Here is a 26,022-nt window from a genome sequence, read left to right as displayed (position 1 = left end):
AAATAATTAAATTAAAATATGCTCCAAAATAACACGAATTAATATATTATTTTAAAATCGAGGTACATTATCGTGATAAAATACCCTACTTTATCTAAATCAACATTTAGCTTAAGTATTTATTTTTTAAAATTCGATAAAGTTAAAATGACTTTATTGACTGTAATTTGTATTTTACTCGGTATGATTCCGGCGATTGATAGTATATTACTTCAGAAAATCATTGATTTAATAGAATCTTTCAGCGATAAGAACGCTAATAATCTTTTATCTTCCATGATTTACTGGGCAGTATTTTATGCTCTTTGGTGGGAGAGTATTAATATAGCATATCGTTCATATGATTATTTGTATCTCAAGACTATGCCCGTCATAAAAGGGAAAATACTAAATGAACTTTATAATTATACCCAATATCATAGCCATAAATTCTTTCAGGATAATCTAGCAGGACATATTAGCAATCGTATTACCGAAACTGCAAGATCGTTTGAGATGATTATTTCAATATTCGGTGAAAAAATTCTTCGTAAACTCGCTATTATTGTATTTGCATTAATTGCTTTATATTCGGTACATTACGTTTTTGCTACGATATTTATTTTATGGATTACGGTTTTTTTAGGACTTAGTGTTCTTTTCTCCGATAAAATCAATAAATACTCATTAAATTATGCTAGAAGCCAATCTTTTGTTGCCGGTAGTATCGTAGATGCAATTAGCAACATTAATGCGGTTAGAATGTTTACAGCCCATAAATTTGAACGTCAACATCTCGAAACAAGAGTAGAAAATGCCGTAGCCGATGAACAGACTATGCAATTCTTTATGTTCAAATTGCGTTATGCTCTTGGGACTTCTTGTTCAATAATGATTTTTATAATGATTTATTATTTATCTAAACTTCGTAGCGAATTATCTATAAGCATAGGTGATTGCGTATTAGTACTAACATTATGTATAAATGTAGCAGACGATATTTGGGATTTAACACAAGAAATCGGTGATATGTTCGAGCAGGTCGGGGCATTTAATCAAGGCTTATCTTTAATGGCACCGCATATTATAACTGATATTGCAAACGCTACTCCATTAGATATCAAAGAAGGGGTTATTGAATTTAGAAATGTTACATTTAATTATCATCATAATAACAATCTATTTTATAATAAATCGGTATTAATACCAAGTAAACAAAAAGTAGGACTAGTTGGATTTTCAGGTTCAGGGAAAACCACTTTTATTAGTTTACTCACTAGGTTACATGATATAGAAGAAGGAATGATTTTAATAGATAATCAAAATATTAAAAACGTAACTCAAGATTCTTTAAGAAAAGCCATTAGCCTTATACCTCAAGAACCGGTGCTTTTTCATCGTACCATTTTGGACAATATCAGATATGGGAAAAAAGAAGCTACTCTTGAGGAGGTTATAGAAGCAGCAAAAGCTGCACATATTCATGATGTTATCGATAATCTACCGGACGGTTACGATACTATGTGCGGTGAACGGGGTAATAACTTATCAGGCGGTCAGCGTCAAAGAATTATCATAGCAAGAGCCATCTTAAAAAATGCTCCTATTTTAATTCTCGATGAAGCAACAAGTAGCTTAGATAGCGAGACGGAAAGCCTGATTCAAGAGTCAATGGATTATTTAATGCGAAATAAAACCGTGATAGTCATTGCCCACAGATTATCTACTTTACTCAATATGGATAGAATTTTAGTTTTTGAAAAGGGAAGTATAATCGATGACGGTAACCATGCAGAATTACTAAAAAATAGTAAGCTATATCAAAAATTATGGAACTCTCAAGTTAAAGGATTAATAGTGTGAGGAGGTATTACCCATGTTTTATGTCATTCCTGCTTTCGCAGGAATGACATAAAACCAGCCTCAACCTTTAAACTAAATCATTATGAGCCACTATTTCTCCTGTTGCTTCAACTTGAAGTAGTCCGCACACACTCTGTCATCGCTTTTATTGCACTCTCAGGTAATTCTATCTTATCTGTAGCGTTACTATCAATAATATCTTCAATTTTTAAAATGCATAAAAACTCTAAAGGCGGTATCAATTTAGCTATCTTTCCTCCTAATTCTATTAATGGTTGTTTTATAGAATCATCCGAATCCAAACTCATTTGATTTGAAAATATTATATAGTTCTAATAGGCTTTTTATATACTCATCCTTAGAAACATCTTTTACAACCGGTAATATTGCTGCTTTCCATTGAACAAATGCAGCTAAATCTTTCTTGTCAATAGCCTTAATTTTCTTGTAATCATTCTTACGCAATGTGGATTCAAGCGTTAAAAGAGCTTTCAGAGGTTCATAAATTGCTTCCTTGTCATGGACCATTTGACCGTCAGGATCGAGTATATCCGATTAGCACCATATTGTAACAATACTTTTACCATATCTGTACTCTGCTTACTATCATTAAGCTCTCTAGTTAGGTCTACTAAACTTTTAAATGCGGTTTTTTCACAACGGATAAATTCCATATTAGCACCATAAGCGAGCAATTTAGTTACCATGGCTATATTTAGATATAGGACGTACATATTTCTAAATAAGTCATATTGTCACCTGTTACGTAATTTAGGATCCACACCATTTTCAATTAGAAATGCTGCCATATCAAAATATTGAGCTGTTAGGGCAGTGTGAAAAACGGTCATACCGCTGTTGTGGTCAAGGATTATATTTGCACCTTTTGCAAGTAGAAGCCTTACTATCCCTTTCTGATTATTGACACGCAAAATATAAAAAAGATTTAGCCTCACCTTCCAATGTATATACTTCTGTATTTGGATCAATATTTAAAGCGGTTAACATACTATAAACTAAATCATAATCACCTTGACAAATTGCTTTAACTATAGCAGTGTCAGGAGATCTTGCTATTTTATCTAAAGTGCAGTATGCCATATTGTACACACTAGAAATATTTGTATTTGGATCTTCAATCAAAGCTTTGAATTCTTTGACAAAACTTTCTCTAAAAAATTCATATCTTTTTATTTTATATATTTTATTAAATCCCATATTTTCTTCTATATCTTTACTGCTTAATATCTCATGAAATTTATTTCTAATTATATCATCGGTTATCAAGTATTTCCCTTAATGATTCAATTGATAGTATTTTGTATCGTACAAAAAAAATCATTTTATCAACAAATAGTTTATTTATTAGTAAGCAATCAATAAACTAAAATATTATATTAAATATTGTCATATGCTGTTATAATCACTTTTTTAGCTACTAATATTAAACAATGAAACTATCTGATTTTGACTTTGATTTACCAAGCGAACTGATCGCACAATATCCATCTAGTGAACGTGATAACTCAGATTTACTAATTGCTGTTACGCCGCCTATTAAAACCAAATTCTACAACATAATAGATTACTTAAAAGAAGGGGACTTATTAGTCTTTAATAATAGTAAGGTAATAAAAGCAAAGTTACATTTGGGGAAAAATATTACAATAAATTTGAATCAAAAATTATCAGATGATAGTTGGTCGGCTTTTGCTAAACCAGCTCGAAAGCTTCATGTAAATGATGAATTTTATTTTGATAATCATAAGGTAATTATTACCGAAAAACTTGCAATGGGTGAGATTAAAGTAAAATTTGAGCTTAATGATATTGCTGTATTCGAGTTCTTAAATAAATACGGTGAGATGCCGCTACCGGTTTATATTAGGCGTTCACACTCATTATGTCATCCCGTGGCTACGAACACGGGATCCAAAAAATATTTAAATAATGACTGGATACCGTGGTCAAACCACGGGATGACAAACACTCAAAACGACAACGACCGCTATCAAACTGTCTATAGCCAAATAGAAGGTTCAGTTGCAGCACCGACAGCAGGCTTGCATTTTACAAAGGATATACTTGATAAGCTTAAGGCAGAAGGCATACAAACCACATTTTTAACATTACATGTGGGAGCTGGAACTTTTTTACCTGTAAAAACCGAAAATATTCATGAACATAAAATGCATACCGAATATTGCTCTATTACTCCTGACACTGCTGAAATTATCAATAAAGCAAAGCAAGAAGGGAAACGTATTATCGCAGTCGGCACTACAACACTTAGAACACTTGAGAGTTCTTGCAATAACGGCATCGTAAAAGCAGGTAGCTTTAAAACCGATATTTTCATAACCCCAGGTTTTAAATTTCAAACAGCCGATATGCTACTTACTAATTTCCATTTTCCTAAATCTACTTTATTTATGCTTATATGTGCTTTTGCCGGATTTAAAGAGATGCATGAATTATATAAATATGCTATAAAAGAAGCAATGCGTTTTTTTAGCTACGGCGATGCAACGCTTTTATGTAGGAAATGATAATCACAACCGTCATTGCGAGCAACTAAAAGGAGCGTGGCAATCTAGCAAAAATAACAAAAAATGCTAAAGGTTAGCATTTTTCACTGGATCCCGTGATCAAACCACGGGATGACGGAGGTGAAATTGATCCACGCAACAAAGCCTTCCTGCTTTTAGCTAGGAACGACATTTTAGAAAAAACCTATAACAAACTAGATAAAAAATATTTTGGATGATTAAATCCTCTACTTCATTAATACGAGATTCAAAACAAACTGCTTTACGAGAAGAATTAAAACAGCTGGCAGCAGCACTTAATAAGCCTAAAAGTTTATTCAAATTCTTTAATCAAAACAACTTAGAAAGCGGAATTTATTTATACGGTCCGGTGGGCAGCGGTAAAACTATGCTCATGAATTCTTTTTGTGAAGAATTAACCACACCTAAAATAATAATACATTATCAGAACTTTATGCAGGAAATTCATAAATCTATGCATAAATTACAAACAGCAAATCAGAAAGATATCATCCCTAAAATTGCTAAAAATTATACTAAACAAACTAAAGTGTTATGTATAGATGAGTTTGAAATTAAAGATATTACTGATGCAATGATAATCGGTAGATTATTTAATGAATTAATAAAGCAAAATATTTTTATTTTTATAACTTCTAACACGAGTCCCAATAATCTGTACAAAGACGGATTACAACGAGAATCTTTCTTACCTTTTATAAAGATAATCAATAATACATTTTATGTTAAATATCTAGATAATCAACATGATTATCGATTTGATAAAGCGTTAAGAGTTAAAGAGGCAAGGATAATTTATCCTTTAACTTTAGAAAACCAAAACAAACTTGAAAAAATTATCACGGATATTAGTGACAATAATCTTGCTCCTCAAAATATACAGGTTCTAGGTAGAGAAATATCCTTTCAAAAAGTGCATAAAAGAATATTAGTAACAGATTATAATGAATTATTTACAAGAGGCTTAAGCTATATCGATTATGTTAATATTTGCCAAAATTTCAACGTTATTATAGTGGGGAACGTTCATACTATCGATGCTAACGATACAAATACAGCCGTTAGATTTATCAACTTTATCGATAATGCCTATTTCTATAAAATACTCTTATTTATGAGCCTAGAAGATAACCCAAATAAAATATATCAAGGTTCAGCACGAGCCGCAGAATTTAAACGCACTATTTCAAGACTAAATGAAATGAATAGCGAATCTTATTTATTAAATAATGATTTTAAGAATTAACTTCAATTTTCGCTAAAAAAGCTCTTTAATTACTAATTAAAATTTATATTTACAGATGACCTCTAAGAAACTTAATAAATTCATCAATATTGATCTTTATATCGTCTCTAAATGCTCTTCTGTTGTCTGATGATCTACATAAAAAGGATAATAATCGCATGACATATAATTTGCCATTCTTTTATAAAAACTTCTAGAGGGAGTTGTACCGTGATCAATCTCTACTACTTTGCATTTTGGAGCCACAAAAATAAAGTTAGCAAATCCTGATCCGTGCGATCCAACTATTATTTTTGCTTTATTAAAAAGCTGGGCCTGTTCATACGGGCAGGATAGCTCTAGATATATTACTTTCAAACTGGATCTCTCAATTTTTTCTATTAATTCCTCTTCATTAACTATTTTTCGGGTAGAAGCGTATTTACGAGAAATATATATTTTATCGTATGCTTTACTATTATCTTTAATAAAAATATTTCTTAAATCTTTTTTTAACCATAAAGGAAAAGGTGTACCTTTTACCAGAATAAACGGTACAGATGGAACAATTAGTCTAGTAGCTTGAATTATACAGTCACTATCTACTACAAAAAGCTTATCTTCCGTTATATTTAAATAATTTAATACTATTTCTAATGACTTAATTTGCCATGAATATTTTAAATTATTAATATAGATACGATCATATTCAAGAGCTGATTCTTTTAATATAATTAATCTAGGCAAAATTTGTAGCAGCCAATGATACCAATTTTCAGAACCAAAAGATAAAATTACTGCTAATTTTCCATTAAAATATAAAGGATTTTTAGTATTAATATCTCGTTTTTTTAATAAACGATGTTGATCACCTAAGCTTGTTTGAGTATCTTGTAGAATATAACCTTCTTTAGTTAAAATTCCACCTTCATTAATTACTGTGACGTTTGGTAACTCTAAAATAAATTGACCAGTATTTTTTTCTTTAAACAGCTTTTTAATTTCTATGTTATATTTTAGCGATTCTATGGAAATAAATTGATGTTTATTCTTTAATGCGTAAGCATTACTAATATAGAGAAAGGTAAAAATTATGAATATAAAATATTCTCATCAAGAGAAAGAAAGATAATTAAAAATTTGCATTGCAAGCTTGGCAGCGACTTACTCTCCCATGCCTTATGACATAGTACCATTAGCGCTATGAGGTTTCACATTCGAGTTCGGGATGGGATCGTGTGTTTCACTCATGCTATAACCACCAAGCTAGCAATACAAACTTTTAAAAATGATTTGTATTATAGTTTGCTGTTAATGTTGTTGCACGACTCAAAAAAATCCTCAACATCATATCTTAACTTTTACTACGATACTCAGCAAAATAATTTTCGCTGGATATCGTGGCAAGGCTACAGTATAAAATTAGTTATGCAATAACATTTTTATTAGTTGATAAAACTATTTAACCTGATAACCTTGTGAGTAGATACTACACTCTTATAGCATTAACACTATATGCATATGTAATCTCACAGCAAAGTAAATCAATCGAGCTATTAGTATCGGTTAGCTACACACATTACTGTGCTTCCACACCCGACCTATCAACGTGGTGGTCTTCCACGGCTCTAATGGGGAAGTCTAGTTTTGAGGTGGGTTTCCTGCTTAGATGCATTCAGCAGTTATCCCTTCCGTACTTAGCTACCCAGCTGTGCCGTTGGCACGACAACTGGTCCACCAGGGGTACGTCCACCTCGGTCCTCTCGTACTAAAGGCAGATCCTCTCAAACTTCCTACACCCACGGCAGATAGGGACCGAACTGTCTCACGACGTTCTAAACCCAGCTCACGTACCACTTTAATCGGCGAACAGCCGAACCCTTGGGACCTTCTCCAGCCCCAGGATGTGATGAGCCGACATCGAGGTGCCAAACGATTTCGTCGCTATGGACGCTTGGAAATCATCAGCCTGTTATCCCCGGAGTACCTTTTATTCGTTGAGCGATGGCCCTTCCACTCGGGACCACCGGATCACTATGACCGACTTTCGTCTCTGCTCGTCTTGTCAGACTCGCAGTCAGGCTAGCTTATGCCATTGCACTCTAAAAGTTGATTTCCGACCAACCTGAGCTAACCATCGCGCGCCTCCGTTACTCTTTGGGAGGCGACCGCCCCAGTCAAACTACCCACCATGCATTGTCTCGGATCCTGATTCAAGGATCTCGGTTAGATGTCAAGCACCAAAAGGGTGGTATCTCAAGGGTGACTCCACAAAGGCTGACGCCTTCGCTTCGTAGTCTCCCACCTATCCTGCACATCTGATTCCTAACACCAGTGCAAAGCTATAGTAAAGGTTCACGGGGTCTTTCCGTCTGACCGCGGGAACTCCGCATCTTCACGGAGAATTCAATTTCGCTGAGTCGATACTGGAGACAGTGGGGAAATCGTTACGCCATTCGTGCGGGTCGGAACTTACCCGACAAGGAATTTCGCTACCTTAGGACCGTCATAGTTACGGCCGCCGTTCACTGGGACTTCAATTCAGAGCTTGCACCCCTCCTTTTAATCTTCCAGCACTGGGCAGGCGTCAGACCCTATACATCGTCTATTGACTTTGCAGAGCCCTGTGTTTTTAATAAACAGTCGCTACCCCCTAGCTTGTGCCACCTGCACATGGTTGCCCATATACAGGTCATCTTTCTTCCGAAGTTACAGATGCAATTTGCCTAGTTCCTTCAGCATCGTTCTCTCAAGCGCCTTGGTATACTCTACCTGTCCACCTGTGTCGGTTTCGGGTACGGTCTATAATGAAGGTGTTATTTCCTGGGAAATATTCACCGCACAATCAATCCAATAAGACTGTACAATTTACTATTTTCGTCACATCCTTCAGGTTCAGGAATATTAACCTGATTCCCATCGATTACGCCTTTCAGCCTCATCTTAGGGGCCGACTAACCTTGCGCAGATTAACTTTACGCAAGAACCCTTGGACTTTCGGCGAGAATGTTTCTCACATTCTTTATCGCTACTTATGTCAGCATTCTCACTTCCGATACCTCCAGCAAACCTTACGGTTCACCTTCGCAGGCTTACGGAACGCTCCGCTACCATTTATGCCAAATGCATAAACCCGCATCTTCGGTACATGACTTGAGCCCCGTTACATTGTTGGCGCAAGAAAACTTATTTAGACTAGTGAGCTATTACGCTTTCTTTAAATGATGGCTGCTTCTAAGCCAACATCCTAGTTGTTTTGGTCTTCTCACATCCTTTAACACTTAGTCATGATTTAGGGACCTTAGATGGCGGTCTGGGCTTTTTCCCTCTCGACTATGGACCTTAGCACCCATAGTCTGTCTGCTATGCTGTACTCATCGACATTCGGAGTTTGATTGAGTTTGGTAAGTCTGTGGGACCCCCTAGCTCATTCAGTGCTCTACCTTCGATGGTAATCGCTATAACGCTCTACCTAAATAGATTTCGCGGAGAACCAGCTATATCCGAGTTTGATTGGCCTTTCACCCCTAACCACAGCTCATCCCCTACTTTTTCAACAGTAGTGGGTTCGGTCCTTCAGTGGATTTTACTCCGCTTTCAACCTGGCCATGGCTAGATCACCCGGTTTCGGGTCTAATTCATCTAACTAAACGCCCTATTCAGACTCGCTTTCGCTACGCCTACACCTAACGGCTTAAGCTTGCTAGATAAACTAAGTCGCTGACCCATTATACAAAAGGTACGCCGTCACAAGACATATAAATATGCTTGCTCCGACTGCTTGTAAGCATTTGGTTTCAGATACTATTTCACTCCCCTTGTCGGGGTACTTTTCACCTTTCCCTCACGGTACTTGTTCACTATCGGTCACTAGAGAGTACTTAGGCTTAGAGGGTGGTCCCCCTATGTTCAAACAGGATTTCACGTGTCCCGCCTTACTCAAGGACTTCAAACTTTTTACCTATACGGGACTATCACCCTCTATGGTCAACCTTTCCATGTTGTTTTAGTTATTTTTTTGAAGCCACTGGCCTGGTCCGCGTTCGCTCGTCACTACTAACGGAGTCTCGGTTGATGTCCTTTCCTCCAGCTACTTAGATATTTCAGTTCGCTGGGTTTGCCTCATATAGCTATGTATTCACTATACAATACCTAATAAATTAGGTAGGTTTCCCTATTCGGAAATCTTCGGATCAAGGCTTATTCGCAACTCCCCGAAGCTTATCGCAGCGTATTACGTCCTTCATCGCCTTCTAGTGCCAAGGCATCCACCAAATGCTCTTATTATATTTACTTATGCTTTTAACTTGAGATTACACAATGCATACAGAATTAATTTCACAATTATTTTTCTTATTTTCAGCATCTACTCACGATATAAATTTTTATTATCGCGGTGTATTTAGTTTTTAGCTTTATCAACTTTTTAAACAGCTACAAAGTTTTACGTTTCAAACTTTGTGTGATGATTTTATATCTATATTTTTAAACCTTGTCAAACACTAATTTCAAATAATTTTAATTTTATTTCTTATGAGAGGGCTTCAAGTTATTTTAACCTCTTTTTAAAGTAGGCTTTGTCGGCTTTTTGTTTAGATTTGTGGTCCCTAATTTTGTATCTACCTTACCGCCTAAATCTTCACACAAAAATCTGCCTTTTTGTAAAATATGATTTACCGCTGTCATTTCTCCTTCTCTTTTTATCAAACCGCTTTGAGTTTTAACCCATAATAATTTACCGTCTTTTCTAAAAACTGGATTTTCATTAATTGCAAAATCTTTAGTTATACTTAAATTACCGTTCTTATCAAATTTACCTAAAATATTTTTCTGTAAATCAGCAAATACGGCATGAGCGTATAATTTTGAAATTTCTTTTATTTGCTTTGGATCGTTTATATGTTCGCCGGCTTTGTTAATAAAGCCGCTAATTTCATATTGAGATGTTTTACCATGTGGAGTTTTTTTCACAAGAAATTGAGTTTCCGTAAGTAGCTTAGTTTGATCCTCTACTTCATCATCTACTATATTAATTACTTTCCTTTTTAAAGAATAAATATCACTATTCTTTTCAAACTTTGAGGTACACTCCTTAACATCTCAATTATCATTAAACCTAACTTCTTTTTTATCTTTACCCATAATAATACTCTTATTTTAATACTGTATCTTTTAAAATATTTGTACCACGTAAAAATTCTTCTATATTCAAAGCTTTTTTACTCTCTTGCTGAAGTTTTTTCACTCGTAATATACCGCTTCCACAAGCTATTTCCAGCTTATCGCTAATAACGGTACCGGAAGTAAAGTGATGATCCGCATTTAAATATTCTGCTTCAAGGATTTTAATTATTTTATCATTATAACTAAAATATGCTCCGGGCCAAGGATTCATGCCCCTTATTTTACAATCTATTTTATATGCGGATTCATGCCAATTAATTTTTCCTTCTTCTTTAGTTAATTTATGAGCATACGTAACGCCGTCACTTGGCTGTGTTATTGGTACTATATTATCGATATTTGCAAGTGTTTTAATTAATAACTCCGCTCCGAGATTTGCACATTTGTTATGCAGTTCTTCCAATGTTATTCTTTCTTCTAAATCAAAATCTTCTTTCATCAATATATCACCTGTATCAAGCCCTGTATCCATACGCATAATACATACACTACTTTTCCGGTCACCCTCTATAATAGTACGCTGCAGAGGAGCCGCTCCTCTGTGACGAGGCAAATCGGATGGATGGATATTAAGACAGCCGTATTTCTTAGCTTCTAATATAGCTTTCGGCACAATAAAACCATAGGCAATAACAACTATAATATCAGCATTAACTTTATTAATTAGATTTATTATTTCATCATTACGAAGAGTAGAAGGAGTATAAACAGGAATTTGATGCTCAAATGCTAATTGATGTATTGGAGATTTAGCTAAGTTAAGTCCTCTGCCCTTAGCTTTAGGTTGCTGTGTAAAAACAGCTTTAACTTCGTGATGAGTTATAAGTTTTTTAAGAGCGGGAACAGCGAATTCAGGCGTTCCCATAAAGATTACTTTCACACTATATTATTTTTGAGTTTCTTAAGCTTACGAAGTACTACATCTCGTTTTAAATTACTTAAATAATCAATCATAAGCTTACCTTCTAAATGATCATACTCATGCTGGATAACTCTTGCAAGCCAATCATTTGCTTTAAGCTCTTGCGATTTACCCTGATAGTCTAAATACCTAATCTTTATAGATGCCGGTCTTGCCACCTCAATACGTTGCTCCGGTAATGAGATACAACCTTCGTTAGCCGTAACTAGCTCTTCTGCTTTTTCTATTATTTCAGGATTCACTATAAAAAGCGGATAAAAATCTTTTGGTCTTGCTACCGAATCATGATCTTGTATATCAATTACTAAAATACGTTTCAATACCCCTACTTGTACTGCTGCAAGCCCTGCACCGTCTTCATTGTACATAGTTTCAAGCATATCATCCATAAATTTTCGTGTTTGATCGGTAAACTCTAAAACCGGCTGAGATTTCTGCTTTAATCTTTCATCAGGTGCCTTTACTATCGGTAATATTGACATAATTAAATCTTAATATTTAATTTTAATATACTATAAAATCACCAAAATGTAAAGAAAGCAAACCTGCCTAATTCCGGCAATAGTTGCATAATAAACTCACCTATTTGCAATAATTTGTCGAATTAATAATATTTAGTAAAAAATAATAGCAAATATCAGATAACATGTTAATAAATAAGGCCTGCATAAAATTAAGGAGGAATAATAATGCATTGGGGTGATATTGAAGAAATTGCCGAACAACTCGAAGAACATTGTAGCGATCAGTATAATGAAAAAAAATTTCATTATTAAAGCTAGGGAAACTGATTAGAGATTTAAAGGACTTTGAAGATGGAGAGAAAAAAGTCGAAGAAGTTACATTAGAAGAAATTTTAGACAAATGGGAAGAATTACGTGAAGAAATTAGAGAAATCGATTAAGTAGCTTTTGAGTTATTTTCAGACATTTATAAATTAACTTTATAAAAATACATTATAATCAATAAAAATATAGCAACTGCCTGAAAAAAAACCCTTAAAGTCATTAACTTTGAACTAAATTTCTTATCAAACTTTCCTTCGATAGCCATCGATACTACCCCTATAATAAGAACCGCAACGGTTAAACCAATCGTAATTAATAACCACATCATAATTTATTACCAATATATCACTTTCCACACAAAGATTATATGCTTTTTCTCTTTTAAATCAATTATATAATATTTGAGATTTGATTAAAAAATTCACTAATTCTTCGTAAAAAATAATAATTCAAGGAACACAAATATCTAATTTATCAAATATAGATAATTCAACAATTACTTTAAAAGCAAAATAGATATTAGGCTCTTGCGTTCTTATTAATTTTTGCTCAAAAATATCTAAAAATACAAATAATTTAATTTTCTGCACGCAAGAACCTAGAGTATTTTGAGAAACCTCGTCCTATTGCTAAAATATTTATTAATGCTCACGGTGGAACATGACTTGCTCTGTGCAAATTTGCTTAAATTAAGCTTTCTGAGTTACACTATATATATTATCTATCAGTTTAACAAAAGCACCATTTCCTAAAACATTAGCACAAGTGATCACAGGATCAAATAAGATATAAAGAGCTGTAATCAGAGACATCATATTAGTATTAAAACCTAGATATTGTTTAAGTATAGGGAGCATTACAATAATTCTACCACCTGGTATAGCTGCTACTGAAAATTTTGCCAATACAAAATAAAAAGTAAAATAATTAAATAAAGTAGGTTCAGCTAATCCATAACTTTTTAGTATAGCATAAGCCAAAATCGATATGGCAAAACAATCGCCAACAAGATGAATATTGACTGTTATTGGTCAACGGTACGAGCGAGTGCTTTATTATTTGTATTATTTTCCGCTCCTATTATACTAAGTGCCATACTTATAACACTAGACATTGCACTAAATCCACTTATAGACACTGGCATCATATTACTAAGGCTAACTATGCATTCCTTAACTCGACAGTTACTTAAAATAAAATAAGCAAGAAAGATATAACCAAACTGAGCAAATACGATCGTCACAAAAATGAACATATAATCTTTAATAATTATATCTAATACTTCATCAAACTGTAGTTTTACGATAAAGCCCATTATAAATAAGGGCATTATATAGATCAACAATCGCAATATTTTTGCAACAAATGCTTCTAGCTTACAAGCCAATCCAATTGCAACTTCAGCACACAATTTTGAGGAAATAAAGCCTAAGATACTACTACTAAATACGACTTTATCATTAGAAATAATATTAGGAAAATTAAGCAACCATAAAGGCTTTAAGCTATCATTTTCTATAGGAGAAATCATTGATAAAGCGATTGATATATGTATATACCTACATAATGACTTATGAAGGTAGAACAAACATTAGACCCACATACTAGTAATAATATTAAGAAAACTATACGTGTTGCATCTTTGGCTAGCATTACAACAGATTTAAAAAGTAAACCAAAAATAATTAAAGACAGAAATAATCCAATTATAGAAATAGATATTATTGAATACAATAACCTTTGTACTTCTAAACTCATTAGTGGGTTTAACAATATGATAGCTATGATAATAGCCATTAAAATAAGTGGCATTTTACGCAACATAAAACTTACCTAATAATTAATTAATTTAAATAGATGAATATAATTAAAAGAAAGATAAGAGATATTGTTAACGGCTTAGACCGGTTATAGTAGTAAAAAAAGACTGGAAAGTTAATATTTGCATATTCATAAATTCAATATACAGTTATTATAGAGAGAAAAATTAGTGTTGCAATATTTTTCTAGAAGCTCTTTGGGGGGGTATTGTTAACTAAAAGCAGATCAATTACTAAATTAACGTCATTGCGAGGAAAATTACAAAGTAATTTGTACGTCCGCAATCTCAGGAGTTTTATTATTTCATGAGATTGCCACGTAGCCTATGGCTGCTCGCAAGGCATTGTTGCGTGAAGCAATTTCACCTCTGTCATCCCGTGGCTTGACCACGGGGTGACACAGTGGGTTTTACCGGTCCACGCAACAATACCTCCTCACAATGACGACTTAGGTATCTATGCAAAATGCTTTCGCAAGAATGACATCGAGAGCTTTTTAAGAGCTATGCGGGAATAACAACGCCTCAGCCCTTACACCTATTCAGATTGCTCTAATCCCTCTTCCTCTAACTCACTATCTTCTTCACTTTCAGCAGTTTCAGCAATTAAAGAGACAGACACGACTTTTTCACCATCATCTAGCTTAAATAGGATTACGCCGCTAGTGTTACGTCCCGTAATACGTACTGACTCAAGTTTACAGCGAATTAACTTACCGCTATTGGTAATCAGCATTAACTCATCATCTATTTTAACCGGCATAACACCGACGACTAAACCAGTTTTGTCGTTAATATCCATATTGATTATACCGCTACCGCCACGGTCAGTAATTCTATAGCCATAAGCTGAGCTTCTCTTACCAAAACCGTTCTCAGTTACGGTTAAAATGAATTCTTCGGAATTTGCCATTTCTACAATAGCCGGGGCAGTTAAGCTTACGCCAAGTTCTTCAGGATTAAACGCCTCACCTTTAGCAATCTCTAATCTCTGCTCCCACGGCACGGATAAATAAGCATCTCTATCCTCTTTTGTACTACTAATACCTTTAAGCACAGTCATAGAAATTACGGCATCCTCTTTGGCAAGCTTCATACCTCGTACCCCATCAGAAGTACGGCTCTTAATAACACGCAGCGATTCAACAGGGAATCTTAAAGCTTTACCGGCTTTGGTAGCAAGTAAAATATGCTCGTCTTCTTTACATGGTTTTACGTCTATTAATTTATCGTCCTCATCAAGCCTAATAGCAATTTTACCGTTCGACTGAAGCTTTTTGAAATCTAATAAATCGCTTCTTCTGATATTACCTTTGGCAGTTGCGAACATAATGTTTAAATTATCCCTCTCATCCTGATTTTCAGGTAGCGGCATAATATTCGTAATATGCTCATTTACTTTCAGCGGTAATATATTAACCATCGGTCTACCCTTACCCTGCGGATTACTTAAAGGCAGTTTATACAGTTTTAAACTATAAACCTGACCGATATTTGAGAAGAACAACATAGGAGTATGGGTATTACCGACAAAAACTTGCGTGGTAATATCTTCATCACGCATTGAAAGCCCTGATCTTCCTTTACCGCCACGTTTTTGCGCACGATAGCTACTTAGAGGTACACGCTTGATATACCCGCCAAGCGTTACGGTTACAACCATTTCTTCACGCTGAATTAAATCTTCTATATCTTGATCAAATTCACCGAATTCAATTGAAGTAAGACGAGGAGTCGCAAATTCTTCTTTAACTTTAATGAGCTCTTCCTTTAAAATTTCAAGTAACCTTGTACGAGAGCCAAGTATATTAAGATATTCGGTGATTTCCGTAGTGAGGTTCTTTAAATCCTCTTCAAGCTTGTTTTTCTCCATAGCGGTCAGGCGTTGCAATCTCATTTCTAAGATTGCCTTAGCTTGCACTTCGGTAAAGTTACATTTATCCTGCTCGTTTAACATTGCTTTATCATCAACCAACTTTACAAGCGGTAGGATATTTAATGCTTCCCACTGACGAGCCATTAATTCTTGTTTAGCTGCATTCGGGTCATTTGAAGTTTTAATAATACGTATTATTTCATCGATATTACTAACGGCAATAGTTAGTCCTAGTAAAATATGAGCTCTATCTCTTGCTTTATTGAGTAAATATATAGTACGGTTAGTAATTACTACTTCCCTAAAACTAACGAAAGCTGCAATTACTTCTTTCAAATTCATCACTTTCGGTAGCCCGTCTTTAAGAGCAAGCATAATAACACCGAAGCTAGTTTGTAGCTGCGTACATGCGTATATTTGATTTAAGACTACTTCAGCAACTACGTCTTTCTTTAACTCAATAAAAATCCTTACACCGTTTTTATTCGATTCATCACGTAAATCACTTATACCTTCTATACGCTTTTCCTTAACCATTTCAGCGATTTTCTCAACGAGCCTTGCCTTATTTACCATATACGGTATTTCGGTAATAACAATTGCTTGACGGCTATTACCGATATTCTCAATCTCGGCTCGACCTCGCATAATGATACTACCTCTACCGGTAAGATATGCCGATCTAATACCGCTAATGCCTAAAATCATTGAACCTGTAGGAAAATCCGGTCCTTTAACAACTTCAAGTAAATCTAATATTTCTATATCGTTATTATCTATATATAAACAGCACGCATCGATAACCTCACCAAGATTATGAGGCGGGATATTAGTTGCCATACCGACCGCAATGCCTCCGCTACCGTTCACCAATAAATTGGGAAACATTGCAGGAAGTACGGAAGGCTCTTCTTCAGAACCATCGTAATTAGGGTTAAAGCTGACAGTCTCTTTATCGATATCCTCTACGAGCTTATACGAAACTTTGGCCATTCGAGATTCGGTATATCTCATTGCTGCCGCCGCATCACCATCCATCGAACCGAAATTACCCTGCCCGTCTACAAGCGGTAAACGCAAGGAAAAATCTTGTGCCATACGTACTAACGCGTCGTAAATAGCACTATCGCCGTGCGGATGGTATTTACCCATCACGTCACCGACTATTCTAGCGGATTTTCTATAAGGTTTACTAGCATGATTACCGGCTTCATGCATGGAATAGATAATTCGGCGATGTACCGGCTTTAAGCCGTCCCGAACATCCGGTATAGCTCTACTTACTATAACGCTCATAGCATAATCAAGATAAGATACTTTCATCTCATCTTCGATATTTACCGGTACTAAATTAGAAGAAGATTTATCAGTCACGATTACTTAGCCTTAAATTTAATGAATTATATTTAATAATAGAGACATAATAAATTTCTTTCAAGAATTGCTTGTATTTATAATCGTGGCATTGTTGCGCGGATGCCGATGTCATTCCTGCGAAAGCAGAAATCTAGTTTTTTAAGCAAATTATATACTAAATTTTTATGTAATTTTCTTTGTTTGATCATTTTTTACTGGATTCCCGCTTGCGTGGAAATGACATAAACGATCCATACAAACAAGGTCTTTAGTCGCTTACAATGACGACATCAACCGTTTCTATGCAATAACATAATCGTAAAAGTTAACAAACTTTTTATATATTAGAATTATTTTATACTTTCTAAATATAATGAACGCTGCTCTATTCTTGTTATCTCATCTACCGTTACCTGTTCTGTTAACCTTTGTTTAAACTTAGATCTTAGTTTTTCTAAATCTTTATTTTTCTTAGAGAACGGTAATATTTTAGATAATAATTTATTATTTTTGTTGAACATGTAGTTGCTCCCGTGATTACACTTAAATTGCTCAAGTTTTAACCACCGAAGATTTTAACTTCGGGTGGTTGGGACGTTCAAAGAACCGTCACAGAACAGTTATAATAGCTTTTAGGTTTAAAGCTTACACTTTAAACCTTGTACATAGCTACTATCCCCCGACCATGAAGTCGAGGATTATACCATATACGGCTGATAATACCGCTTAGGATAGAGGCTTGAAACCCCGGAATAACGTCACCGCTATTCTTGCAAGAGATTTTAGCCAATTTTTTGAAATATCAATTAGCTATCCATGTCATTCCTGCGTGGATCAGTTTTTTTGTCATTGCGAGGAAAATTACATAGTAATTTGACGCAGCAATCTTGAGAAGAATTCCTGAGATTGCCACGCTCACTAACGTTCGCTCGCAATGACAACTTGATATCCACGCAACAAAACCTCCGCGGGAATGGCATCGAGCTGGTTTTACCAAACCACTTAACAAAGCTTGTAGTTGATATAATGATAAATTTTAAGAATGTTCCTCTTCTTGCTGTTTATACCACAGTTCGGCATAATAGCCTTTGTGCTGTAGCAAGGTTTTATGGTTGCCCCGCTCAACTATATAACCGTTATCTAAAACGATAATCTCATCTGCATCGATAATAGTTGAGAGTCTATGGGCAATGATAAGGGTAGTATGGTGAGCCAAGATCTCTTTAAGGCTTGCTTGAATTAGCTTTTCGGCTTTAGTATCAAGCGAACTTGTTGCCTCATCAAAAACATATATTGCTGGATTTTTTAAGATGGTTCTTGCAATTGCAATACGCTGTTTCTCACCGCCCGAAAGCTTTAAGCCTCTCTCGCCTACCTGCGTCTCATACCCTTCGGGTAACGTGCTAATAAACTCATGAATATGAGCATTTTTTGAGGCTGCTATAACTTCATCGTAGCTTGCTGCATTATTACCGTATGCGATGTTGTAATATATCGCGTATCGTTAAACAGTACCGTATCTTGCGGGACAATTCCAATAGATTTACGCAGCGATTGTTGCGCGACTTCTCTTATATCCTGACCATCAATAGTAATATTGCCGCTATTAATATTGTAAAACCTAAAAAGCAAGCCTGATATCGTCGATTTCCCTGCCCCGCTACTACCGACTACTGCTAAAGTTTTACCGCTCTTGATCGTAAAACTTATATTATGTAAAATCGGACGTTCCTGATTATAAGCAAAGCTAACATTATCGAAACTAACCGCACCTTTTAAGATAATTAGCTCTCGTTCAAAGCATCCTCTACTTCTACAGGTATATCAAGCAGCTTAAACATATCTTCCATACTAACTAGAGCGTTTTTAATTTCTCTATAAGCAAAGCCAAGTATTGAAAGCAGAATTGATAGCTGAAATAGATAAGTATTAACCATTATTAAATCGCCGACGATCATTTTATTTTGGTTAATAGCATTTGCTGAAAGTATCATAAGGATAACAAGCCCTAAGGATATTATAACATCCTGCCCGATATTTAAAATCAATATGCTGTTAGTAGTTTTAGTAGCTGATTTTTCATAAGTTTGTAAAACCTCATTAAACTTTATCGCCTCATATTCTTCATTACCGAAATATTTAACGGTCTCAAAATTCAGTAAACTATCGATTGCTCTATTATGGGCGGTGTTATCGCTTTGGTTCATTTCCCTTGCAAAAGAAATACGCCAAATACTGATTAGGCAAGTATAACCAACATAAACTATCATTGTTATTAAAATAGTTACGGCAAACCAAATACTGTAAACATACCATAACATCCCGCTTACTAATATAATTTCTACGCTTGTCGGAAAAATATAAAATAACGAATACCGCAGTACCGCTTCAATACCTTTAGTACCACGCTCTATTGACCTACTTAAGCCCTCTGTTTTTCTAGTAATGTGAAAACACATACTTAAAGCATGTACTTAAAGACATTTAGAGCAACTAAGCGAGTTGCTTAATGCCCTACTTTTGAAAAAATGATATTTCATAATTCACTGTTGAACAAGTATTTTCCGCCATATGCAACAATAATCCCGATAATAACCGAAAGAGCAAAGTTTTTATTTAGCCCATCTATTATATATTAAACAATAGGAACGAAAATATTTATTACTTTAGCTATGACTAGACAAATAAGAGAGGTAACAATACGCAGGCGTATATCAAAATCCTTCGACCATAAATACGGCAGAAGTAGAGAGAATGAATTTTTGCGAGTTTTGTTTTTGAACATTTTAAAGTTTTGGTAGTTTTCAGCATCATTGAAAGCGGGCATTGCTCGCGTGGATACTAAATCGTCATTGCGAGCGACCGTAGGGAGCGTGGCAATCTCATAAAATAATAACAAACTCCTTAGATTGCTTCGTCAATTACTTCGTAATTTCCTTGCAATGACGTTTTTATTAATTACGCTCCGGCAGCAGGTGAAGTCGTCTTTGGCTGATTTTCTAACAGCTTATCTAGCCTTCCCTCTTTTTCAAGATCAAACAGAGCATCACAACCGCCAACATGCATATTATCTATAAATATCTGCGGGACAGTCTTTTTTCCACCGGATTTCTTAATAAATTTTTCTTTCTCTTCCTGAGTAAAATTACTTACTTCAATTTCCTCATAAGCAACATTTTTCTCATCAAGCAATGCTTTAGCTTTTATACAATAAGGACAACTACCGAGAGTATAAACAATAATTGTGTGTAATATAGCTTTATTCATAATGTTATATTTTTTTGTTAGATTTTAATATATTATCTTAAACTATAGTTTTTAAAGCAAGTAAAAATGCATGAATAATTTTTCTATTATCTCAGAATATAAACCGGCAGGCGATCAACCAAAAGCAATAGATGAAATTATAGCAGGGTTAAGTAGCAAAAAACGCTCACAAATGTTGCTTGGTATTACGGGATCAGGCAAAACCTTTACTATGGCAAATATTATAGAGAGAACTAATCGTCCTACTCTTATTATGGCTCATAATAAAACTTTAGCTGCCCAAATCTATTCAGAGATGAAATCGCTTTTTCCAAAGAATGCCGTTGAATACTTTGTCTCATATTATGATTATTACCAGCCCGAAGCTTATATAGCACGTACCGATACTTTTATAGAAAAAGACTCATCAATTAACGAACAAATTGATTTAATGCGTCATGCCGCTACAAGATCGCTATTAGAGCGTCGTGACGTTATAGTAGTTTCTTCCGTTTCCTGTATTTACGGCCTTGGCTCTCCCGATTTATATTACCAAATGATGGTTAATCTAGAGCCTGGTCAAAGCTACCCTCGTGATCAGCTACTAAACGATTTGATAAATCTACAATATAAGCGTAACGATATCGGATTTGAGCGTGGCTGTTTTAGAGTTAAAGGCGACAACATCGATATTTTCCCCTCACATTACAGCGATAAAGCTTGGCGTTTATCGTTTTTCGGTAATGAACTCGAATATATCCATGAATTTGATCCCCTAACAGGTGAAAAACTTGTTAAGCTCGATAAAGCTATGGTTTTTGGTAATTCACATTTTGTGATGCCTCAAGCAACGGTCAATAATGCCATATCAGGTATTGAAGAAGAATTACAACAACGCTTAGAGTTTTTAAAGTCACAAGACAAACCACTTGAAACTCAAAGGCTAAATCAACGTACTCAATATGATCTTGAAATGTTAACGGAAACCGGCAGCTGTAAAGGCGTTGAAAACTACTCTCGCTTTTTCACAGGACGTAATGCCGGTGAGCCGCCTCCTACATTATTCGAATACCTACCAGAAGATGCATTATTATTTGTTGATGAAAGCCATGTATCCGTACCGCAAATTAGAGCGATGTATAACGGCGATCGAGCAAGGAAAAAAGTTTTGGTAGAGCATGGGTTTCGTCTACCCTCTGCACTTGATAACAGACCTTTAAAATTTGAAGAATGGGACAAATTTAGACCACAAACTGTGTTTGTATCTGCAACTCCAGGACCGTTCGAGTTAGAAGAAACCGGCGGCACGGTTGTAGAATTGATTATCAGACCTACTGGGCTGCTTGATCCTGAATGTATTATCAAACCCGCTACTAACCAAGTTGAGGATTTAATTAGCGAAATTCAAACCACTATCGCTCAAGGTTTTCGTGTTCTAGTCACCACCTTAACTAAAAAAATGGCAGAAGATTTAACCGCCTATTTGCAGGAGCTAAAATATAAAACTTCTTATTTACATTCTAACGTTCATACTCTAGAGCGTATAGAGATTTTACGAGATTTAAGACAAGGTACTATTGATGTTTTAGTCGGTATTAATCTATTAAGGGAGGGGCTTGACATCCCTGAATGCGGCTTAGTTGCTATACTTGATGCAGACAAAGAGGGGTTTTTGCGGTCGGAAGTATCGTTAATACAAACAATAGGAAGAGCTGCAAGAAATAGCGCGGGTAGAGTTATACTTTATGCCGATAAAATGACTAAATCTATCGATAAAGCCGTTAGTGAAACGTTGCGTAGAAGGCAAATTCAGCAGGAATATAATGAAAAACACGGCATAATTCCAAAAACCATCAACCGTGCTATTCACGCTTTAGCAGAATTTGAGAAAATCGATAGTAAGCTTGATAAAAAACAAGCTCATACTTTATTTGATAATCCTGCTAAGCTAAAAACTCATATTGATAAATTAAAGAAAGAAATGCTTAAAGCCGCAAGTAATCTTGAATTTGAACAAGCCGTAAAACTTCGTGATCAGCTAAAAACTCTAGAAGAGGCGGCACTCGAGTTGAGTTAATGGTGTGCATTGTGGATACCAAAATCGTCATCGTCATTGCGAGGCAAAACTGTAAGTTTTGACAATCTCAGGAGTTTGTTATTATTTCATGAGATTGCCACGCAGCCTATGGCTGCTCGCAATGACGATTCAGTGTCCACACAGGCAATACCATTAACAACACCTAAAACTCCTACGATGATACGGTGATAAGCCGTGTATATTAATAGCTTCGATATGTTCTTTGGTACCGTAGCCGGAATTTTTGTGCCATAAATATTGGGGAAATTCAGCACTTAAGTCTAGCATCAAACGATCCCTAGTAACTTTTGCAACAATAGAAGCCGCAGCAATCGATAATGATAAATTATCACCGTTAATTATACTGACAAATCTTTCATCCTTAAACTGCATATTACCGTCAACTAACACTATTTCTGGCTCAAGGCTAAGATTTGCTACAGCAATAGAACAAGCTTTTTTAGTTGCCTCTAATATATTAATATCATCAATTTCGGTATGAGAAATAATAGCAGTTGCCCAAACATAATTACTAGTGATTTGTTCATATAGTAATTCTCTTTTCTTTTTGGAAAGCTTTTTAGAATCTTTAATGCCCGTTATAATATTGGCGTTATCTACTATAACGGCACTTGCTACTACCGGACCTGCAAGCGGTCCTCTACCTGCTTCATCTATACCTGCTACAATACAGTTATGATATTTTTTTTCAAAATGTAATAGATCTACTTCCATAATTGTATTTTTTTAATTTTTGATATATGATAGAGCAGTTTAGAATTACAAAAAAGGAAAAGTGCAAAATTATTTTCAATTATTAGGACTTCCGCAAGAGTATAATATTAATTTAAAGATATTAGAAAAGCAATATTTTGCTATGCAGGTAAAATATCATCCCGATAAAGCAAAAACTTTGCAGGAAAAGGAACACAATCTAATTACTGCGGCTGAATTAAATAACGCTTACTCTACTCTTAAAGATGCCTTAAAGCGTGCTGAATATATGCTGCTTTTGCAAAATATAAATTTGAATGACGAAAAAACACGTAGTTTACTTTCCCCGCTAGAATTAAGCATATTCTGGGATGAAATGGAAATAATCGAAAATACTATCTTATTTAGTGATTTAGAAAAAATAAAAGACAAATATGAATTAATGAAAAAGCTTGAAATTGATTCTTTAAAACAAGCTTTTGAAGAACAAAATCTATCAGACGCAACTATAAAAATTAGCAAGCTTAAATATATTGGGACATTGCTGCATAAACTGCAAGAAAAAATAAAATCATGCAAATAATAGAAATTAGGGAACCGGAGCAAGCTGATTTTAAGCAAGAACGGCAAATAGCAGTCGGTATCGATTTTGGCACTACTAACTCATTAATAGCTATTGCAGCTAATAGACAAGTTACAGTGATTAAATCTATAGATGATAAAGAATTAATCCCAACTACTATAGATTTTACAAGTAACAATTTTACTATAGGTAATAATAAAGGACTGCGTTCTATTAAAAGACTATTCGGTAAAACATTAAAAGAAATTCTAAATACTCCGGCACTTTTTTCGTTAGTTAAAGATTATCTAGATACCAATAGTAGTGAGCTTAAGCTAAATTTTGCAAATAAACAACTGAGAGTCCCTGAAATTGCAGCAGAAATTTTTATTTACCTAAAAAATCAAGCAGAAGAACAATTAAAGACTAATCTAACTAAAGCAGTAATAACAGTACCTGCACATTTTAACGATGCAGCAAGAGGCGAAGTAATGCTTGCGGCTAAAATAGCAGGTTTTGAAGTATTAAGGCTAATTGCCGAACCTACTGCAGCTGCCTATGCTTACGGCTTAAACAAAAATCAAAAAGGCTGTTATTTAGTATATGACCTAGGCGGCGGCACTTTTGACGTATCTATTCTTAATATACAAGAAGGTATTTTTCAAGTTATAGCAACAAACGGCGATAATATGCTTGGTGGCAACGATATAGATGTAGTAATTACACAATATCTTTGCAATAAATTTGATTTACCTAATTCTATAGATACTTTACAACTTGCAAAAAAAGCAAAAGAAACTTTAACATATAAAGATAGTTTTAATAATGATAATGTATCAATTAATAAGCAAACATTAGAGCAATTAATTTTACCATTAGTAGAACGTACTATCAATATAGCTCAAGAGTGTTTAGAACAAGCAGGAAATCCAAATATAGACGGAGTTATTTTAGTAGGGGGTGCAACCCGCATTCCTTTAATAAAAGACGAATTATATAAAGCATTTAAAATAGATATTCTATCAGATATCGATCCTGATAAAGCAGTTGTATGGGGGGCTGCATTACAAGCAGAAAATTTAATAGCACCCCATACAAATTCATTATTGATTGATGTAGCACCTTTATCGCTGGGTATGGAATTATATGGCGGTATAGTTGAAAAAATCATCATGCATAATACTCCGATTCCTATTTCGGTCGTAAAAGAATTTACGACTTATGTCGATAATCAAACTGGTATACAATTTCATATATTACAAGGTGAACGTGAAATGGCTGCCGATTGCCGCAGTTTAGCCCGATTTGAGTTAAAGGGACTTCCTCCTATGAAAGCAGGATATATTAGAGCCGAAGTTACTTTTTCTATTGACGCAGACGGTATATTATCCGTTTCTGCTTATGAGAAAATCAGCAATACATCACATACTATAGAAGTAAAGCCAAATCACGGTATTGATAAAACGGAGATTGATATTATGTTAGAAAACGCGTATAAAAATGCTAAAATAGATTATACTACAAGATTATTACAAGAAGCAGTAATTGAAGCAGAGGCTTTAATCTTTAGCATAGAACGTGCTATAGCGGAATTAACAACTTTATTATCGGAAAGTGAGATATCTATAATTAATTCTTTATTAGATAATATAAAAGAAGCCGTACACGCTAGAGATTGGATCTTAATTAATAATTCTATTAACGAGTTTAAATCCAAAATAAAAAAATCTATGGATACAAAGTTTAATATAATAATTAATGATTTGCTAAAAGGCAAAAATATCAATCAAATTAAATAGCCTCAGTTATATATAAAATATTATATATAATCGAACTAATTT

Annotated in this window: 24 protein-coding genes, 2 rRNA genes and 2 pseudogenes; 8 read left to right on the top strand and 20 right to left on the bottom strand. The window is 34.7% G+C overall.

The annotated features are described in order from the left end of the window. Positions 1-72: 72 nt before the first annotated feature. Entirely contained in the window at positions 73-1,842 is a 1,770-nt protein-coding gene (locus WSW_RS0102880) for an ABC transporter ATP-binding protein (RefSeq protein WP_016917002.1), read from the top strand. 107 nt (positions 1,843-1,949) lie between these two features. Here WSW_RS0102880 and WSW_RS1000000112890 read toward each other — a convergent pair whose 3' ends face one another. The 4 genes from WSW_RS1000000112890 to WSW_RS1000000112875 form a co-directional block, all read right to left on the bottom strand. Next, a complete protein-coding gene (locus tag WSW_RS1000000112890; protein ID WP_238528465.1) occupies positions 1,950-2,144 on the bottom strand; it encodes a hypothetical protein in 195 nt (64 codons plus the stop codon). Then, complete coding sequence (locus tag WSW_RS1000000112885) at positions 2,131-2,370, bottom strand: hypothetical protein (RefSeq protein ID WP_029374961.1); 240 nt, start codon at positions 2,368-2,370, stop codon at positions 2,131-2,133. Before WSW_RS1000000112885 ends, WSW_RS1000000112890 begins: the two co-directional genes overlap by 14 nt. Positions 2,371-2,597: 227 nt before the next feature. Further along, a complete protein-coding gene (locus WSW_RS1000000112880; protein WP_238528464.1) occupies positions 2,598-2,798 on the bottom strand; it encodes an ankyrin repeat domain-containing protein in 201 nt (66 codons plus the stop codon). Continuing rightward, positions 2,761-3,129, bottom strand: coding sequence for a hypothetical protein (locus WSW_RS1000000112875; protein ID WP_016917000.1), 369 nt, complete (start codon positions 3,127-3,129; stop codon positions 2,761-2,763). Before WSW_RS1000000112875 ends, WSW_RS1000000112880 begins: the two co-directional genes overlap by 38 nt. Before the next feature lie 164 nt (positions 3,130-3,293). Between WSW_RS1000000112875 and queA the strand changes: the two genes are divergently transcribed. Together queA and zapE are read left to right on the top strand one after the other, a co-directional pair. Next, entirely contained in the window at positions 3,294-4,391 is a 1,098-nt protein-coding gene (gene queA, locus WSW_RS0102855; RefSeq protein WP_016916999.1) for a tRNA preQ1(34) S-adenosylmethionine ribosyltransferase-isomerase QueA, read from the top strand. A gap of 214 nt (positions 4,392-4,605) precedes the next feature. Beyond that, positions 4,606-5,658 carry a cell division protein ZapE gene (zapE, locus tag WSW_RS0102845; RefSeq protein WP_029374960.1) on the top strand — a complete coding sequence of 351 codons (1,053 nt, stop codon included), beginning with the start codon at positions 4,606-4,608 and terminating at the stop codon, positions 5,656-5,658. 96 nt (positions 5,659-5,754) lie between these two features. On the opposite strand, the gene WSW_RS1000000109260 is transcribed toward zapE, so the two are convergent. From WSW_RS1000000109260 to def, 6 genes are all read right to left on the bottom strand, one after another. Further along, entirely contained in the window at positions 5,755-6,384 is a 630-nt protein-coding gene (locus WSW_RS1000000109260; protein ID WP_016916997.1) for a glycosyltransferase family 61 protein, read from the bottom strand. A 404-nt stretch (positions 6,385-6,788) separates the two neighbouring features. Continuing rightward, positions 6,789-6,903 (bottom strand): 5S ribosomal RNA (gene rrf / locus WSW_RS0102835). A gap of 269 nt (positions 6,904-7,172) precedes the next feature. Further along, positions 7,173-9,933, bottom strand: a 23S ribosomal RNA gene (locus WSW_RS0102830). Positions 9,934-10,191: 258 nt separating this feature from the next. Then, positions 10,192-10,608, bottom strand: coding sequence for a hypothetical protein (locus WSW_RS0102825; RefSeq protein WP_016916996.1), 417 nt, complete (start codon positions 10,606-10,608; stop codon positions 10,192-10,194). Positions 10,609-10,789: 181 nt separating this feature from the next. After that, positions 10,790-11,701 (bottom strand): methionyl-tRNA formyltransferase, encoded by a 912-nt coding sequence (fmt, locus tag WSW_RS0102820; RefSeq protein WP_010976939.1) that lies wholly within the window; start codon positions 11,699-11,701, stop codon positions 10,790-10,792. Further along, positions 11,698-12,225: a peptide deformylase gene (gene def, locus WSW_RS0102815; RefSeq protein ID WP_016916995.1), complete on the bottom strand. Its 528-nt coding sequence runs from the start codon at positions 12,223-12,225 to the stop codon at positions 11,698-11,700. The genes fmt and def overlap by 4 nt, the downstream gene beginning before the upstream one ends. A 207-nt stretch (positions 12,226-12,432) precedes the next feature. Between def and WSW_RS1000000113860 the strand changes: the two are divergent. Next, a pseudogene (locus WSW_RS1000000113860) lies at positions 12,433-12,647 on the top strand (Fe-S cluster assembly protein IscX). Between the two features lie 26 nt (positions 12,648-12,673). Here the strand turns inward: WSW_RS1000000113860 and WSW_RS0102805 are convergent. From WSW_RS0102805 to WSW_RS1000000113565, 4 genes are all read right to left on the bottom strand, one after another. Then, positions 12,674-12,859, bottom strand: coding sequence for a twin transmembrane helix small protein (locus WSW_RS0102805; protein WP_016916994.1), 186 nt, complete (start codon positions 12,857-12,859; stop codon positions 12,674-12,676). Between the two features lie 121 nt (positions 12,860-12,980). Beyond that, positions 12,981-13,121 carry a hypothetical protein gene (locus WSW_RS01000000108110; RefSeq protein ID WP_016916993.1) on the bottom strand — a complete coding sequence of 47 codons (141 nt, stop codon included), beginning with the start codon at positions 13,119-13,121 and terminating at the stop codon, positions 12,981-12,983. A 99-nt stretch (positions 13,122-13,220) separates the two neighbouring features. Further along, positions 13,221-13,511 carry a cation:dicarboxylate symporter family transporter gene (locus WSW_RS1000000113570; RefSeq protein ID WP_029374959.1) on the bottom strand — a complete coding sequence of 97 codons (291 nt, stop codon included), beginning with the start codon at positions 13,509-13,511 and terminating at the stop codon, positions 13,221-13,223. A 44-nt stretch (positions 13,512-13,555) separates the two neighbouring features. Beyond that, positions 13,556-14,062 carry a cation:dicarboxylate symporter family transporter gene (locus tag WSW_RS1000000113565; protein ID WP_193427812.1) on the bottom strand — a complete coding sequence of 169 codons (507 nt, stop codon included), beginning with the start codon at positions 14,060-14,062 and terminating at the stop codon, positions 13,556-13,558. 42 nt (positions 14,063-14,104) lie between these two features. Here WSW_RS1000000113565 and WSW_RS0102780 point away from each other — a divergent pair, with 42 nt between their 5' ends. Continuing rightward, positions 14,105-14,368 carry a hypothetical protein gene (locus WSW_RS0102780; protein ID WP_016916992.1) on the top strand — a complete coding sequence of 88 codons (264 nt, stop codon included), beginning with the start codon at positions 14,105-14,107 and terminating at the stop codon, positions 14,366-14,368. Between the two features lie 520 nt (positions 14,369-14,888). Here the strand turns inward: WSW_RS0102780 and gyrA are convergent. The 5 genes and pseudogenes from gyrA to grxC form a co-directional block, all read right to left on the bottom strand. Beyond that, complete coding sequence (gene gyrA / locus WSW_RS0102775) at positions 14,889-17,600, bottom strand: DNA topoisomerase (ATP-hydrolyzing) subunit A (protein WP_016916991.1); 2,712 nt, start codon at positions 17,598-17,600, stop codon at positions 14,889-14,891. Between the two features lie 332 nt (positions 17,601-17,932). Continuing rightward, positions 17,933-18,103, bottom strand: a complete 171-nt coding sequence (locus WSW_RS1000000111950; RefSeq protein ID WP_016916990.1) for a hypothetical protein — start codon at positions 18,101-18,103, stop codon at positions 17,933-17,935. A gap of 131 nt (positions 18,104-18,234) precedes the next feature. Continuing rightward, entirely contained in the window at positions 18,235-18,372 is a 138-nt protein-coding gene (locus tag WSW_RS1000000111945) for a hypothetical protein (protein WP_167316245.1), read from the bottom strand. Between the two features lie 246 nt (positions 18,373-18,618). Further along, positions 18,619-20,367: pseudogene (locus WSW_RS1000000113560) on the bottom strand (ABCB family ABC transporter ATP-binding protein/permease). 173 nt (positions 20,368-20,540) lie between these two features. Beyond that, entirely contained in the window at positions 20,541-20,849 is a 309-nt protein-coding gene (grxC, locus tag WSW_RS0102760; protein WP_016916989.1) for a glutaredoxin 3, read from the bottom strand. Between the two features lie 70 nt (positions 20,850-20,919). On the opposite strand from grxC, the gene uvrB reads away from it, so the two are divergent. After that, positions 20,920-22,905, top strand: a complete 1,986-nt coding sequence (gene uvrB, locus WSW_RS0102755; protein WP_016916988.1) for an excinuclease ABC subunit UvrB — start codon at positions 20,920-20,922, stop codon at positions 22,903-22,905. Between the two features lie 153 nt (positions 22,906-23,058). Here the strand turns inward: uvrB and WSW_RS0102750 are convergent, their stop codons facing one another. After that, the gene (locus tag WSW_RS0102750; RefSeq protein WP_010976924.1) at positions 23,059-23,640 is read right to left on the bottom strand and encodes a ribonuclease HII; all 582 of its coding nucleotides are present in this window, start codon (positions 23,638-23,640) and stop codon (positions 23,059-23,061) included. A 61-nt stretch (positions 23,641-23,701) separates the two neighbouring features. Here WSW_RS0102750 and hscB point away from each other — a divergent pair, with 61 nt between their 5' ends. Both hscB and hscA read left to right on the top strand, forming a co-directional pair. Further along, entirely contained in the window at positions 23,702-24,202 is a 501-nt protein-coding gene (gene hscB / locus WSW_RS0102745) for a Fe-S protein assembly co-chaperone HscB (protein ID WP_016916987.1), read from the top strand. Then, on the top strand, positions 24,193-25,980 hold the full coding sequence (hscA, locus tag WSW_RS0102740) for a Fe-S protein assembly chaperone HscA (protein ID WP_016916986.1): 1,788 nt from the start codon (positions 24,193-24,195) through the stop codon (positions 25,978-25,980). Before hscB ends, hscA begins: the two co-directional genes overlap by 10 nt. Positions 25,981-26,022 lie beyond the last annotated feature (42 nt).

This window comes from Rickettsia honei RB, assembly GCF_000263055.1.
In the GTDB taxonomy this organism is placed as follows: domain Bacteria; phylum Pseudomonadota; class Alphaproteobacteria; order Rickettsiales; family Rickettsiaceae; genus Rickettsia; species Rickettsia rickettsii.
This window is presented reverse-complemented; position numbering and strand designations above follow the sequence as displayed.

What these genes read in the sequence shown, in the direction of transcription:
- def (WP_016916995.1), bottom strand. Translation starts at nt 12,225, where the DNA reads ATGTCAATATTACCGATAGTAAAGGCACCTGATGAAAGATTAAAGCAG.
- zapE (WP_029374960.1), top strand. Translation starts at nt 4,606, where the DNA reads ATGATTAAATCCTCTACTTCATTAATACGAGATTCAAAACAAACTGCT.
- uvrB (WP_016916988.1), top strand. Translation starts at nt 20,920, where the DNA reads ATGAATAATTTTTCTATTATCTCAGAATATAAACCGGCAGGCGATCAA.
- WSW_RS0102750 (WP_010976924.1), bottom strand. Translation starts at nt 23,640, where the DNA reads ATGGAAGTAGATCTATTACATTTTGAAAAAAAATATCATAACTGTATT.
- WSW_RS0102805 (WP_016916994.1), bottom strand. Translation starts at nt 12,859, where the DNA reads ATGATGTGGTTATTAATTACGATTGGTTTAACCGTTGCGGTTCTTATT.
- queA (WP_016916999.1), top strand. Translation starts at nt 3,294, where the DNA reads ATGAAACTATCTGATTTTGACTTTGATTTACCAAGCGAACTGATCGCA.
- WSW_RS1000000113565 (WP_193427812.1), bottom strand. Translation starts at nt 14,062, where the DNA reads ATGATTTCTCCTATAGAAAATGATAGCTTAAAGCCTTTATGGTTGCTT.
- WSW_RS1000000111950 (WP_016916990.1), bottom strand. Translation starts at nt 18,103, where the DNA reads ATGTTCAACAAAAATAATAAATTATTATCTAAAATATTACCGTTCTCT.
- WSW_RS1000000112885 (WP_029374961.1), bottom strand. Translation starts at nt 2,370, where the DNA reads ATGGTCCATGACAAGGAAGCAATTTATGAACCTCTGAAAGCTCTTTTA.
- WSW_RS0102780 (WP_016916992.1), top strand. Translation starts at nt 14,105, where the DNA reads ATGAAGGTAGAACAAACATTAGACCCACATACTAGTAATAATATTAAG.
- hscA (WP_016916986.1), top strand. Translation starts at nt 24,193, where the DNA reads ATGCAAATAATAGAAATTAGGGAACCGGAGCAAGCTGATTTTAAGCAA.
- grxC (WP_016916989.1), bottom strand. Translation starts at nt 20,849, where the DNA reads ATGAATAAAGCTATATTACACACAATTATTGTTTATACTCTCGGTAGT.